Here is a 14155-nt window from a genome sequence, read left to right as displayed (position 1 = left end):
TCCTATCAGGGGCCGGCCGGGCCGGCGGTGCGACGGGGTCTTCTGGTCTGGGTCCGGCCTCGGCGAGCGGCGACGCGCTCGGCGGCGCGGGCCAGTTCCGGGACGGCGGCGCCGCCGGAGTGCAGGTGCGCGGCGAGGGCGCGGACGGTGGGGTGGGTGAACAGGTCGACCAACGGGATCCGGCGGCCGAGCCGGGCGCAGACCTGGGCGTGCACCCTGGCCAGGGCGAGGGAATTCCCGCCGACGTCGAAGAAGTTGTCGGTGTGCCCGACTTCGGCGACGCCGAGGACGTCGCACCAGGCACGCGCGATCACGGCTTCGGTCGCGGCCGCCGCCGGATCCGCGGCCACCGACGGCGGCCGCGCCCTGGCGCGGGTCGACGCGGCAGACGCGGCGGTGCGGACTTCCGCCCGCGGCAGCTCCGGCACGCTCGTCCCGACCGGTGCGTCCGGTGCCGCGGCCAGCGCGCCGAGCAGCGCGACGTAGTCCTCGGCGAGCCCGGCCATCCGGGCGTGGTCGAACAGGTCCGGGTTGTACAGCAGTTCGACGCCGTCGTCGTGGACGTACACCGTGAGATCGAACGGCGACCCCGGTTTGTCGACCGGCAGCCACGCCGACCGCACACCGGGCAGGTCCAACCGGGGCTCGGTGAAGTTCAGGACGTTGAACATCACCTGCACGAGCGGGGCGTGCGCGGGATCGCGGGGCACGCCGAGCGCCTCGACGAGCCGCTCGACCGGCGCGGCCGGATGCGCGGTCGCGGCGAGGAGTTCCGCACCGCCGTCGCGGACGTGCGTCGCGAAGTCCGCGGCGTCGTCGGCCCGCAGCCGCACCGGGACGATGTCCACGAAGAATCCCGCGATCTCCTGGCATTCGGCGAGCTGCCGGTCCGCGACGACCGTGGCGACCAGGTGGTCGGCGGTGCCGGTGAGCCGCCTCAGCAGCTGGCCGAACGCGGCGAGCAGCACCCCGGCGCGGGTCGTGCCGGTGCGGGTGGCCAGTGCCCGGACCGACTCGGCGACACCGTCCGAAAAGGACTGACGCAGGCTCGCGCCGCGGTAGGTCTGCACAGCCGGGCGCGGCCGGTCCCGTGGAAGGTCCACCGTCGTCGGCGCACCGGCGAGATGTTCGTTCCACCACGCTACGTCCACGGCCTCCCGGCGTTCGTCGCGTCCTGCCCGCCACACCGCGTAGTCCGCATAGGACGCCACCGGCGGTGGCAGCGGTTCGCCCCGGTAGGCCGCCGACAGGTCGGCGCACAGCAGGTCCTGCGACCAGCCGTCGAACACCGCGTGATGCAGCGTGAAACCGAGCACGTGTTCCGTCTCGCCGAGCCGGTACAGCCGCACGCGCCAGGGAGCCTCGCGGTCGAGACGCACCGGCGTCGCGGCGTCGGCGGCCAGCCTGGCGCTCAGACCGTCCTCGGTCACCGGCGCCACCGGCAGCGGGACATCCGACGGCGGCAGGAGATCCGCCAGCGGCGCGCCGCCGACGGCCCGGATCCGCCAGCGGAGCACGTCGTGCCGCTCGGCGACCGCGCGCAGGGCGCGGCGCAGCGCGTCGACGTCCAGCGCGCCGGTCAGCCGGAACGCCATCGCGATGTTGTACGGCGCGGCGTCCGGGGCGAGCTGGTCGAGGAACCACAGCCGCCGCTGCTGCGGGGAAAGCTCGGGCGCGTGCCCCGTGGTCAGCCCCGGCCCGGTCAGTGGCGGCGCGGCCGCGACTCGCCGGGTGAGCCCGTCGAGCGTGCCGCTCGCGAGCACGTCCTCCGTGGCGACGTCCGCGGCCAGCTCCGCCCGCAGCGCCGCGACCAGGCGCATCGCGGCGATCGAGTTCCCGCCCGAGGCCAGGAAATCCGTCCCCGCTCCGTCGCCGAGCACTCGCCGCCAGATGGCCGCGACCGCGCGTTCGGCCGGGGTGCCGAGCGGGCCGAGGTCCTCTCGGCCTTCCGCCAGTGCCGTTTCGGCCAGATCGCGCAGCGCGGGCCGGTCGATCTTGCCGGTGACCGGGTTGACCGGCAGGCGGTCGAGCACCCGGACGGCGGCCGGGCGCATCGCCGCGGTGAGCAGGCCCTGTCCCAGAATGTCCACATCGGACGGTGCGGACGCCGGTGCCAGGAAGGCCACCAGCCGGGTGCCGCCCGGCCCGGGGACGGCCTCCACGGTGGCGGCATCGACGCCGGGATGGGTCGCGAGCGCGGCCTCCACCTCGCCGAGCTCGATCCGCTGGCCGCGGACCTTCACCTGCCGGTCGGCGCGGCCGGCGAACTCGAGACGGCCGTCGGGCAGCTCGCGGGCCAGGTCACCGGTGCGGTAGAGCCGCTCCCCCGGCATCATCGGGTCGTCGACGAACTTCGCGGCGGTCAGCTCCGGGCTGCCGAGGTAGCCCCGCGCGAGGCCCGGGCCGCCGATGAGCAGCTCGCCGATCTCGCCGGGGGCGACCGGCCGCAGCTCCGCGTCCACGACGTACGCCCGGTGGTTCGGTGTCGGACGGCCGAGCGGCAGCGGATCGGCGGGAATGCCGGTGACCTCGTCGGTGACGACCACGACGGTGGTCTCGGTCGGGCCGTAGGCGTTGAAGAACCGCCGTCCCGGCATCCAGCGCGCGGCGAGTTCCGCGGGCACCGGCTCGCCACCGCAGGCGATGACGCGCCAGCCGGGAACGGCCGCGGGATCCACCATGGACAGCAGCGTCGGTGTGACGAAACCCCACTCGACGTCGTGCTCGACGAGGAACCGCCGCAGCCGTTCGGGGTCGGCCCGGTCGGCGGCACCGGCGAGCTGGACCGATCCGCCGTGCGCCAGCGGGACGAACACGTCCATGGTGAAGGCGTCGAAGCCGGGCGAGGAGATGCCGAGCGCCCGGGCGCCGGGCCGGATACCGAGGGCGGCGGCGAACCCGGTCACGAACGCGACCACGTTGCGGTGACTCGTCAGCACGCCCTTGGGCCGCCCGGTGGAGCCGGAAGTGTAGAGAAGGTGGACGAGGTCGTCCGGACCGGCGGGGCACTCGACAGGGCCGTCTGCGGGCGGGGGCACATCGAGCGCCTCGATGCCTGCCGTGGCACCGAATTCGGCCCGCGCGCGATCACCGACGACAAGGGAGATCCCGGCGTCGGCGGCGATCTCGGCCAGCCGCGTCTTCGGGCCGCCGGGTTCGAGCGGCACGTAGGCGGCCCCGGACAGCAGCACACCCACGACGGTCGGGATCAGCTCCGGCCGCCGGTCGGCGCAGACGCCGACGCGGGTGCCGGGCCCGGCACCCCGGGCCCGCAGCAGCCGCGCGACACCGGCCGCCGACGCGACCAGCTCGCGGTAGGTGAGCCGGGCGTCACCCTGCCGGACCGCTACGGCGTCCGGCGTACGCGCGGCCTGGGCGAGGATCAGCCCGGTGATCGTGGTGTCCGGATAGGACAGTGGCGGGCCATGGCCTCCCACGACGGGCAAGGTGTCGGTCACCGAGGGATCTCCTGGTCGGTTGTGTGGTGATGCGGTGGCTCGATCCAGTGCCGCTCCCGCTGGAACGGATAACCCGGCAAGGGGACGCGGCCGGGATCGCCGTCCGTTCCCCCTGCGATCTCGCCGCCTGCGGCCCAGTGGGCGGCCAGGTCTCGCTCCGCCCCGGCCGGGCCCTCGACGTCGGTTCCGTTCGCCAGCAACGCGTCGAGCGCGGCGACCGCCGACGGGACCGAGTCCGCCACCACGGCGGCCCGGCACGCGAAGGCCCGCCGCGCCGAAAGCGTGAACGCCGTGTCCCTGAGGTCCGGCGCGTCCGTGGCGAGCCGGTCGCGCAGCCGGGACACCGCCTCGCGTAACGCCTTCGTGTCACGCGCGGACACCGGCAGCACGAACGGGCCGCTCGCCGCCTGCCGTGGCGGGACGGCCGGGGCCTCCTCCACGATCACGTGCACGTTCGTGCCGCCCATGCCGAACGAGCTGACCCCGGCCACCCGTCGCTCGCGGACGGGCCAGTCGGTGGCCTTCGCCGGGACGTACCAGGGGCCGCCCGCCAGGTCGACCTCCGGGTGGGGGGCCGTGAAGTGCAGGCTCGGCGGGATGACACCGTGCCGCACGGACAGCACGGCCTTGATCAGCCCGGCGATACCGGCCGCCGCGTCGAGGTGCCCGATGTTCGTCTTCACCGAGCCCAGCGCACAGGTTTCCGGCGGTGTGCCCCCGTAGACGCGGTTGAGCGCGGCCACCTCGATCGCGTCACCCAGCGGGGTGCCGCTGCCGTGGGCTTCGAGCAGCGCGATCTCGTCCGGGGCGACCTCCGCGACGGCCAGTGCCTCGGCCACCGCGGCCGCCTGTCCGGCCGGACCCGGCACGGCGTAGCCCGCGCGGTCCGGGCCGTCGTTGGTGATCGCCCAACCCGGTAGCACGGCATAGACGTGGTCGCGGTCGGCGAGTGCGTCGGACAGCCGTCGCAGCACGACCACGCCGGCGCCCGAGCTGAACCCGGCGCCCGCCGCGGCGACGTCGAACGCGCGGCACCGGCCGTCCGGTGAGGCGAGCCCGCCACTGCGGTACCGCGGCCAGGTCACGCTCGCCCCGCCTGCCAGCGCGACGTCACACCGGTAGTCCGCGAGGCTCTGCGCGGCCAGCGCCACCGCCGCGAGCGAGCTGGAGCACGCGCTCTGCACGGCCACCGCCGGCCCGGTCAGCCCCAGCCGGTAGGCGACCTGGCCGGGCAGGTGGTCGGTGAGCTGACGGCCGGTCAGCCGCCCCTCCCAGTCGTCCGGGTCGACGTCGCCGGTCACGGCCGGATTGCCGAACAGGTGGAACAGGAAATAGCGGTTCACCGAGGCGGCCGTGAACACCCCGACCGGCCCGGTCTCGGCGGCCGGGTCGCGTCCCGCGTCCTCGAGTGCCTGCCACGCCGTTTCGAGGAAGAGCCGGTGCTGCGGGTCGGTTCGCGCGGCCTCGTCGGCGGTGAACCCGAAGAACCCGGCGTCGAACTCTTCGACACCTTCGATCCGGCCTCCGGCACGCACGTACGCCGGGTCGGCACGCAGGCCCGGTCCGATGCCCAGCGCCGCCAGTTCTTCGTCGGCGTAGTCGTGGATCGAGTCGACGCCCGCGCAGAGGTTCCACCAGAATGAGGCGGCGTCCGGCGCGCCGGGGAACCGGCAGGCCAGGCCGACGACGGCGATGAGATCCCCGGCGGGCTCCTCCCCGGTGACCGGCGGCGGAGTGTCCGAAGTGGACTCCGTGAACCAGGCGGCCTGCCCGGCGATCGTCGTGCGCTCGAACAGGGCGAGCAGCGGGACGTCCACGCCGAACTCGTCGGCCAGTCCCGCCTGCACCCGGCCGAGCCGCAGCGAGTCGCCGCCGGCGTCGAAGAACGCCTCGGTGCGCCCGACCCGGTCACGGCCCAGGACCGCGCACCAGATCCGGTGCACGCGTTCCTCGTCCGGGGTCAGCCGCTCGGCCGGGACGGTCGCCGCCGACCTCGGGTCCGGCAGCGCCAGTTCGTCGAGTTTTCCGGTCACGGTCAGCGGAAAAGCGTCCAGCACCGCCACCGCCGAGGGAACCGAGTGACCGGGCAGGACGCCCGCCAGCGCGGCGCGCAGCATCCGGCCGTCCGGACGCGGCCCGGCCGCGGTCACGTAGGCGAGCAGGTCGCCGTCGCGCACGATCGCGCGGGCCTCGGCCACGCCGGGCTGTTCGGCGAGCCGGGCCTCGATCTCGGCCGGCTCCACCCGGAAGCCGCGGACCTTGACCTGCCGGTCGAGCCGTCCGAGGCAGACGACGTTGCCGTCCGGCAGCAGTCTGCCGAGGTCGCCGGTCCGGTAACGCCGGTCGCCGTCGGCGGTCACCCCGAACGCCGGGCTCGGCTGGTCGAGGTAGCCGTCGACGAGGTGCCGTCCGCGTACCTCGATTTCGCCGCTGTCCAGCACGGACAGCCTGAACCCGGGGAGCGCGCGCCCGATCGGCAACGGCCCGTCGGCGTCCGGGGCCAGCTCGGCGGCGGTCGTCCGGTAGTGCGCGGCGAACGTCACCTCGGTGGCGCCGTAGCCGTTGACGAACACGCACTCCGGCGCGAACCGGCCACGGCGGACGTCGGCGTGGGTCGCCTGCTCGCCGCCGAGCAGTACGGTCCGCACGAACGGGAGGCCGGTCTCGCCGAGGACGTCGAGCAGGTGCCGGTAGACCGTGGGCGTCGAGTGGTAGACGGTCACCTCGTGCCGGGCCAGCTCGCGCGCGGCATGGGCGACGCCGTGCGCACGCAGGTCGATCGGTACGAGCGCGGCGCCGGTGAGCAGCGCCGGGTAAAGGTCCGGGATCGCCGCGTCGAAACCGAACGACGCGAGCAGGCTGAGCCGGTCGGCCGCGGTGATGCCGAGCGCGGCGATCTGGTTGTCGACGACGTGCAGGAGGTTGCGGTGGGTCTGCGCGACCGCCTTCGGCCGTCCGGTGGACCCGGAGGTGAACAGCACGTACGCCAAGCCGTCCGGATCGGATTCGGGCACCGGGAGCGGCGCGGTCTCCGTACCCGAGCGCACGAGCCGCGCGGATCCGGTGCTGCACAACGCCTCCGCGAGCTCGACGTACTCGGGATCCGCGAGCACGACGGTCACCCGCGCGGCCGTGAGCTGGTACTCGAGACGCTCGCGGGGGAAGGTCGGGTCCAGCGGGACGTAGGTGCAGCCCGCGGCGAGGGTGCCGAGGATCGCCGCGATCGCGGCGCTGCCGTGTCCGGTGACGAGCCCGACCCGCTCCCCCGGCCGGACACCGGCGTCGCGCAACCGCAGCGCGCGGCCGCCCGCGAGGCCGGCGAGCCGGGCGTAGGTGAGCTCGGTGCCGTGCTCGAAGACCGCGATCCGGTCGGGCGACCGCCGGGCATGTGTATCGAATCGGCCGACGCAGCCGGAATGTGTCATCGGGCGTCGAGCAGTCGCTCCGAGGTTTTTCGGGCGCGCGACAACAACTGCGTGGACTTCATCTTGCTCCCCAGTGCAGATTCAGGTGAAGAATCACGCAAGGTTATGACGACCGGCCGCGCCGAGGAATACGATTTCAGCGGATTTAGTCCGAACGATCCATCCATATTGGACCATACGCCGCAGTTCCCCACGATCCAGGCCCGAATCCGTTCCCTGGACGGTACTTCGCGACCATCGTTCGGCCACCAACGACACTCGGTCGATCACATTCGGTGACACGTCGGATATTAACCGACACCGTGTCATCGAATTCGTTCACGAACAACCGCAGGGCAGATTTCCGCAATCGATTCAGAAATACGACATTCAATACCGCGGCGGTGACGTAAAGCGTTCAGAAGATTGCCCGGCGTCCACTGCCGGCCTTGAGGTCGCCGACCGCGGCCCGGGCCGTCATGCCGACGCCGATGAGCGTGGCCGAGGCGGGGCCGGTCCAGTCGCCGTAGCCGAGCAGGTGCAGCCGGGGCTCCGCGACGGCACGGGTGCCCTCGGTGGGGATGCGGCCGCGGGTGGTGCGCAGCCGCAGCGGGGCGAGGTGGCCTAGCGCGGGCCGGAAGCCGGTGCACCAGATGACCGCGTCGGCGTGCCGGCGGGTGCCGTCCGTCCACACGGGACCATCGGTGCCGAGTCGCGCGAACATCTCGCGGGGCCGCAGCAGGCCCGCGTCACGGGCCTCACGGACGGACGGGACGGCGACGATGTCGCCCAGCCCGGCGACGCCCGCGGTGTCGGCCTGCCCGGTTTCGAGGGCTCGGCGGCGCCGGGTGGCGACGTCGAAGAGGGCCTTGCCGTCGATGTGGTCAGGCAGGTAGCGGGGTGGGCGGCGGGTGACCCAGGTCAGGTTCGCCGTGCCGGCGAGGTCGGCGGCGATCTGAGCGCCGGAGTTGCCGCCGCCGACCACCACGACATCCTGGCCCGCGAACTCCTCCGGACCGCGGTAGTCCACCGTGTGCAGCTGGCGGCCGGTGAACCCACCGGGCATCAGCGGCAGGAAGGGACGCCACCAGGTGCCGGTCGCGCTCACGACCGCCCCGGCGCTCCACTCCCCCGTATCGGTGCGCACCGCGAATCGGGTGCCGTCGTGGGACACGGCGGTGACCGTCTCGGCTCGGCGGATCGGCAGCTCGTAGCGTTTCTCGTACGCGGCAAGGTACTCGACGACATGCCCGGCGGTCGGATACCCGGGTCCCGGAAAGGGCGGCATCGGCCACCCCGGCAACGAACTGTGCCTCGCCGGGGAGAACAGGCGCAGCGAGTCCCAGCCGTGGCTCCAGGCACCGCCCGGCTGGGCCTGGGCGTCGAGAATGACGAAGTCCAGGCCGGCGCGGCGCAGGTAGTAGCCCGCGGCGAGACCGGCCTGTCCCCCGCCGATGACCACTACCTGCGCGGTTCCGGTCACTCGGTGGTCCAGCGTTTCCGCAGCCAGAGGCTGACGTAGACGAGCGCGACCAGCACCGGGACTTCGATCAGTGGCCCGACGACCCCGGCGAGTGCCTGCCCGGAGGTGACGCCGAAGACGCCGATGGCGACGGCGATCGCGAGTTCGAAGTTGTTGCCCGCGGCGGTGAACGCCAGTGTCGTGGTGCGCTCGTACGACAGCCCGGACGCCTTGCCCAGCAGGTAGCCGCCGATCCACATGATCGCGAAGTACACCAGCAGCGGCAGCGCGATCCGGGCGACGTCGAGCGGGCGGGAGGTGATGTTGTCGCCCTGCAGGGCGAACAGGATCACGATCGTGAACAGCAGGCCGTAGAGCGCGATCGGGCCGATCTTGGGCAGGAACGTGCCCTCGTACCAGTCGCGGCCCTTGCTCCGCTCCCCGACGCGGCGGGACAGGTAGCCGGCGGCGAGCGGGATCCCGAGGAAGATGACCACGCTGAGCGCGATCTCCCACGGCGAGAAGTCCAGCGTCGTCGTGTCCAAGCCCAGCCAGCCCGGCAGCAGATCGAGATAGAACCAGCCGAGCACGCCGAACATGATCACCTGGAACACCGAGTTCAGCGCGACCAGCACCGCGGCGGCCTCGCGGTCACCGCAGGCGAGGTCGTTCCAGATGATCACCATCGCGATACACCTCGCGAGCCCGACGATGATCAGCCCGGTCCGGTACTCGGGAAGGTCGGGCAGCATCAGCCAGGCGAGCGCGAACATCAACGCCGGGCCGAGAATCCAGTTGAGCACCAAGGACAGCACCATCGTGCGCTTGTCCTTGGTCACGGTGTCGAGCTTGTCGTAGCGGACCTTCGCCAGCACCGGATACATCATCAGCAGCAGACCGAGCGCGATCGGCAGCGACACCTGCCCGATCTTCACCGCGTCCAGCACGCCCTGCAGGCCGGGGATCACGCTGCCCAGCAGCAGTCCGGCGCCCATGGCGACGATGATCCAGACGGGGAGGAAGCGGTCCAGAAAGGACAGTTTGTGCAGGACGTCGGTGTCGGCCGGGGTGCCGGCCTTGTCGGCGGTTTGAGTCACGGGCTGGGTCTCCAGAGGTCGGAAGCGAGAGGTCAGGCGTCGAGGATTTCGGCGACCAGGCCGCGGACGCGGCGGTCGATCTCGTCCCGGATCGGGCGAACGGCCTCCACACCCTGCCCGGCCGGGTCCTCCAACGGCCAATCGAGATACCGCTTGCCGGGGAACACCGGGCACGTGTCACCACACCCCATGGTGATCACCACGTCGGACGCTTCGACGTCCTCTGTGGACAGCTTGCTCGGCACCTCGGCGGTGATGTCCAGGCCCCACTCGGCCAGCGCCGCCGCGGCCGCCGGGTTCACCTTGTCCGCGGGCTCGGACCCCGCGGACCGCACCGCGATCCGCCCGAGCGAATAGTGCTGCAGCAACGCGGCGGCCATCTGCGAGCGGCCGGCGTTGTGCACGCAGACGAACAACACCTCGGGCGTGCGGGTCATGGCTCTCCTCAGGGCGGGGGCGAGATCTGGATCGAAGTCCGTGAATCCAATTCAACGGCCTGTATCGACGTTTGTCAATCCAGTGGGTACGCTCGTCGTCACAGGTCACACGAACCGAGGAGGGCACATGGCGACCGAGAACGGCCGCACCCGGAAGCCGGTGCCCATCACCCTGCTGATGGCCGAGCCCGCGGCGGTCGTGGCCCAGGACGAGGCGGAACACGCGGCGAAGCTGTTCAAGGCACTGTCGGACCCCGTGCGGATCCGGCTGCTCTCCCTGGTCCGCTATTCACCGGGCGGCGAGGCGTGCTTCTGCGACCTCGCCGAGGAGTTCGACATGCCTCAGCCGTCGCTCAGCCATCACCTGCGCGTCCTGGTCACGGCGGGCATCCTCGAACGGGAGCGCCGGGGAACGTGGAGCTGGTACAGCATCGTTCCCGAGCCACTGCGGACCTTGGAGGCCTTGCTGACGACCGGCGGGCCGCTGGCCGACCGGGCCGCACCGCTGTCGGCCGGGCAGCGGGCCACGCGCTGCTAGCGGCACTTGCCGATCGGAAGAACGATCGGCCGCACCATCGGATTCGGTTTCGCCCTGACGAAAAGGCGTGTACGTGGTCCCCGCCCAGCGGAACAGCGGGCGAAATTCCGCGAAGACGGGGGATCGACCATGTTCAACCTGCGATATGGCGGTTTCGCGGCCGCGGCGCTGATGACGTTGGGCGCCGGATCGGCCTCGGCAGGTACGACATCGGCGCCGGCCGGTGAACCGGAGGGGCAGACCGAGGCCTCCGTAGCCCAGCGCCGCGGTCAGACCTTGCGTCCGACCCCGGCGTAGACGTCGTCCGGTTCGACGTCTCGGAGGCCGGGTTCCGGGTGCCACAATGGCGCGCTCACCACACCGGGGTCGACCAACTCCAGTCCGTCGAAGAGAGCGGCGACATCGGCGTAGGGGCGGAAGTACATGGGGTCCCTGCTGTTCTTCATCGCCTCGGTGACCGCCGCCATCTCCCGTGGCGCGTGGTCCGCGGTCAGATGCGACAGCGCGACCAGGCTGCCTGCCGGCAGCGCCTCCCGATAACGGGCGACGATCTCGGCGGGGCGCAGGCTGTCCGGGATGAAATGGAACACGGCCACCATCAGCAGCCCGATCGGCAGCCCGGCGGCCAGCAACGCCCGCACCGCCGGTGAATTCAGGACCGCCTGAGGCTCGCAGAGGTCTTCCTCGACAACGGCGGCGTTCGGGTTGCCGTCCAGGATGAGGCGGCTGTGGGCGACGGCGACCTTGTCGTAGTCGACATAGACCACCTGGCATCCGGGATCCATGTCCTGGGCGATTTCGTGCACGTTGCCGACCGCCGGGATCCCCGATCCCAGGTCGAGGAACCGGGTGATGCCCTGCCCGACCATGTACCGCACGGCGCGGCGGAGGAACGCACGGTTGGACGCGGCGACCTGACGGCCCGACGGCAGGACCGCCATGACCTTTTCCCCGACAGCGCGGTCGGCGTCGAAATTGTGGCTGCCGCCGAGAAGCCAGTCGTAGACCCGTGCCGCACTGGGCACCCGGATGTCGACACCCTCCGGAACCCGTCCACCCGCCACGGACACCCCACACCTCGCACTGTCTCGGCTCGGCACACCCCTGTCGCCAGTACGGTACCGACTGCGATGCCTCACTCGAAACCATCGACCCCGCCGGCCCACAAAAGCATCGTTTTAGATGTATCGTTATCGATGTGAAGGCCAGTGAGTTGTATCTTCTCGGCAAGCATCTGATGGAGCTCGCCGCCCGGGGCATGCGTGACGACGCGGATCCGGAGACCCCGGAGATCTATGACGTGCTGATTTCGGTACTCGTCGGGGGGCCGGGTATGTCGATCGGGGAATTGACCGCCCGTACCGGTTTCGCGCAGAGCCACGTCTCCGGCGCCGTCGCCCGGATGCGGGCGGAGGGCGCGGTGGTGACGCGCCCCGACCCGGCGGATCGCCGCCGCACCTTGGTCGTCCCGGTCGACGCGTTGGTCGAGGCGGTTGCCCTGCGCCAGCAACGTGCCGCCGAAGAGATCCTCGCCTCGGCGCTCGCCGAACTCGATCCGGACCGGGATTCGGTCGCGGACCGCGCGGCACGGCTCACCCGGGCGGCGGAGGAGCTGTACCGGCTGCTCACCGCTCGCGCGCTGGGGGTGGACGAGGATGCCGCGCTGACACCGTTGCACTCGCTGGCCGAGAAGACGACCGGAAGACCGAGGAACGGAGAGAGAACATGACTGGGGCAGCCGAATACCCATTCACGGACACGGAACCCTTGCGGTGTCCCGTGGAGTTCATCCGCCGTCAGGACGAGGAGCCCGTCGGCCGGGTGCGCCTGGCCACCGGCGAGGACGCCTGGCTCGTCACCCGCTATGCCGACGTCCGGGGATTGCTCAGCGATCCACGATTCCGCCCCTGGATGCCCGGGACCGGCTCGGCCGACGGCGGAGGATTGCTCTTCACCATGTCGGGCCCCGAGCACGCGCGGCTGCGGCGCATCGCCGCCAAGGCGCTCACGCCGCGCCGGATCGAGCTGTTGCGCCCGAGCCTGGAAGCCGTCGCGGCGGAGTCGGCCGCGAACCTGATCTCGCAAGGCCCGCCCGCCGACGTGCTGAACGAGTACGCGATCCCCTTCGCCCTCACCGCGCTCAGTGAACTTCTCGGTGTCCCGCAAGCGGCTCGCGACGAGCTGCAGGGTTGGACCGACAGCATCGTCGCGGTGTTCACCGCGCCGAACTACGAGGAAATGGCCGAAGCGGCCCAAAAACTGGGTGCCTACTTCGCGGAACTGGTGGAGGCCAAGCGGAACGCACCCGGCGAAGATCTGCTGACCGGCCTGATCGAGGCCCGCGACGACTCCGGCGACTCGCTGCGCCCGGAGGAGATCACGCAGCTCGCCTTCGCGATCATCATCGCCGGATACGTCCCACCGGCGAACGCGTTGGCGCAAGCCGTACTGCGGCTGGCCGTCGAACCGGCACTCCCCCGCGATCCCGCCGGGATCCCCGCACTGGTCGAGGAACTCCTGCGACAGGACCAGGGTTCGGCCGCGGACCAAGGGCGGGTCGCCGTCGAGGATGCCGAGATCGGCGGAATTCCCATCCGTGCGGGCGAATTCGTCCTCGCGCCCTTGCGGGCAGGCAACCACGATCGCCGGCGCTTCCCGGAACCGGACCTCGTCGATCTCTCCCGTAAGCCCGGCCACCTCACTTTCGGGCACGGCCCACACCATTGTCTCGGCGCCGCACTGGCCCGCACGGAGCTTCAGGTGGGTATCACCGCGTTGCTCGCCGCCGCACCACGGCTGCGGCTTGCCGTGCCGTTCGACGAACTCGCCTGGCGGCCGATGTTCCTCACCCTCCGCGGCCCCGTCACCGTCCCGATCACCTGGTGACACCCTCGTCGCCGACGGGTTGCCCCTGACGCAGGGTCAACCCGTCAGCATGCTGCCATGAGCACGCACGACAGCCATTTCACGGTCCACCACGACGGCGTCACGATCCAGGTCTCCCGCGGCGGCCAAGGACGTCCGCTGGTCCTGTGTCCCGGGCTTCTCACGACACAGGCCGACTTGTGCGAGCTGATCGAGCTCCTGCGCCGCGACCACGATGTGGTGGCCTTCGACCTCAGGGGCCATGGCCTCTCCTCACCCGCCGACCGGTACACCTTCGAAGCGTTCCTCGGCGATTTCGGCGCCGTCGTGGCGGAGTCGGATCACCGCGCGCCCCTGCTCGTGGGACATTCGCTGGGCGCGGACCTGGCCGTGCACTACGCCGCCGACCATCCGGACGCCGTCTCCGGGCTCGTCCTCGTGGACGGCGCGAACCCGGTGCCCGAACCGTTCCTCACCGAGGCCGATCTGCCGGAGTTCCGTGCGATGGCGGAAGGACTGCGACACGAGTTCGAGCGGGTCGCGGGCACCGCGCGTCAGGTGCTGCTGACTCCTCAGGACTTCCTCGACCTGAACATCGAGATCGAAGCGGTGCGTTCCGGCATCCTCGACCGGTACCGGGAGATCGGCTGCCCGATCCACCTGATCATGTCGACGTCGATGGCCGGGAACGGCGACGACGATCGAACGCGGTGGCGTAACGAGAACTGGCTGGCGGGAGCCGAACGGCTCGCCCGCGAACGACCGCACCTCTCGACGTCGTGGCTCGACGCCGATCACCGGCTCGTCGTCACCCACGCTCCGGAGATCGCCCGGTTGATCCGCGACGCCGGCGAGGTGCCCTTCTGACCGGCACGCCGGTCGAGGACACTGGGC

General features: G+C 71.6%; 10 protein-coding genes. 4 read left to right on the top strand and 6 right to left on the bottom strand.

All coding sequences use genetic code 11. From position 1 onward, the window contains the following. Positions 1-5 precede the first annotated feature (5 nt). The 5 genes from CVV72_RS04915 to CVV72_RS04895 form a co-directional block, all read right to left on the bottom strand. A complete protein-coding gene (locus tag CVV72_RS04915; RefSeq protein ID WP_219151233.1) occupies positions 6-3458 on the bottom strand; it encodes a non-ribosomal peptide synthetase in 3453 nt (1150 codons plus the stop codon). Then, a complete protein-coding gene (locus CVV72_RS04910; RefSeq protein ID WP_219151232.1) occupies positions 3455-6883 on the bottom strand; it encodes an AMP-binding protein in 3429 nt (1142 codons plus the stop codon). Before CVV72_RS04910 ends, CVV72_RS04915 begins: the two co-directional genes overlap by 4 nt. Positions 6884-7280: 397 nt before the next feature. After that, positions 7281-8345, bottom strand: a complete 1065-nt coding sequence (locus tag CVV72_RS04905) for an ArsO family NAD(P)H-dependent flavin-containing monooxygenase (RefSeq protein WP_219151231.1) — start codon at positions 8343-8345, stop codon at positions 7281-7283. Then, a complete protein-coding gene (gene arsB, locus CVV72_RS04900) occupies positions 8342-9421 on the bottom strand; it encodes an ACR3 family arsenite efflux transporter (protein WP_304511369.1) in 1080 nt (359 codons plus the stop codon). The genes CVV72_RS04905 and arsB overlap by 4 nt, the downstream gene beginning before the upstream one ends. Before the next feature lie 32 nt (positions 9422-9453). Beyond that, the gene (locus tag CVV72_RS04895; protein ID WP_219151230.1) at positions 9454-9858 is read right to left on the bottom strand and encodes an arsenate reductase ArsC; all 405 of its coding nucleotides are present in this window, start codon (positions 9856-9858) and stop codon (positions 9454-9456) included. 127 nt (positions 9859-9985) lie between these two features. Between CVV72_RS04895 and CVV72_RS04890 the strand changes: the two genes are divergently transcribed. Next, the gene (locus tag CVV72_RS04890; RefSeq protein ID WP_219151229.1) at positions 9986-10396 is read left to right on the top strand and encodes a helix-turn-helix transcriptional regulator; all 411 of its coding nucleotides are present in this window, start codon (positions 9986-9988) and stop codon (positions 10394-10396) included. Positions 10397-10665: 269 nt separating this feature from the next. On the opposite strand, the gene CVV72_RS04885 is transcribed toward CVV72_RS04890, so the two are convergent. After that, complete coding sequence (locus CVV72_RS04885) at positions 10666-11466, bottom strand: SAM-dependent methyltransferase (protein ID WP_219151228.1); 801 nt, start codon at positions 11464-11466, stop codon at positions 10666-10668. A 128-nt stretch (positions 11467-11594) separates the two neighbouring features. Here CVV72_RS04885 and CVV72_RS04880 point away from each other — a divergent pair, with 128 nt between their 5' ends. The 3 genes from CVV72_RS04880 to CVV72_RS04870 are packed head-to-tail and all read left to right on the top strand — an operon-like array spanning position 11595 to position 14128. Beyond that, on the top strand, positions 11595-12125 hold the full coding sequence (locus CVV72_RS04880) for a MarR family winged helix-turn-helix transcriptional regulator (protein WP_219151227.1): 531 nt from the start codon (positions 11595-11597) through the stop codon (positions 12123-12125). Positions 12126-12175: 50 nt separating this feature from the next. Then, positions 12176-13282 (top strand): cytochrome P450, encoded by a 1107-nt coding sequence (locus CVV72_RS04875; RefSeq protein ID WP_255632527.1) that lies wholly within the window; start codon positions 12176-12178, stop codon positions 13280-13282. 57 nt (positions 13283-13339) lie between these two features. Then, the gene (locus CVV72_RS04870; RefSeq protein ID WP_219151225.1) at positions 13340-14128 is read left to right on the top strand and encodes an alpha/beta fold hydrolase; all 789 of its coding nucleotides are present in this window, start codon (positions 13340-13342) and stop codon (positions 14126-14128) included. The last annotated feature ends 27 nt before the right edge of the window (positions 14129-14155 follow it).

This window comes from Amycolatopsis sp. TNS106, from assembly GCF_019330265.1.
Taxonomy (GTDB): Bacteria; Actinomycetota; Actinomycetes; order Mycobacteriales; family Pseudonocardiaceae; genus Amycolatopsis; species Amycolatopsis lurida.
Note: the sequence above shows the minus strand (reverse complement) of the source record. Positions and strands in the feature narration are given on the sequence as shown.

What these genes read in the sequence shown, in the direction of transcription:
- CVV72_RS04870 (WP_219151225.1), top strand. Translation starts at nt 13,340, where the DNA reads ATGAGCACGCACGACAGCCATTTCACGGTCCACCACGACGGCGTCACG.
- CVV72_RS04890 (WP_219151229.1), top strand. Translation starts at nt 9,986, where the DNA reads ATGGCGACCGAGAACGGCCGCACCCGGAAGCCGGTGCCCATCACCCTG.
- CVV72_RS04895 (WP_219151230.1), bottom strand. Translation starts at nt 9,858, where the DNA reads ATGACCCGCACGCCCGAGGTGTTGTTCGTCTGCGTGCACAACGCCGGC.
- CVV72_RS04910 (WP_219151232.1), bottom strand. Translation starts at nt 6,883, where the DNA reads ATGACACATTCCGGCTGCGTCGGCCGATTCGATACACATGCCCGGCGG.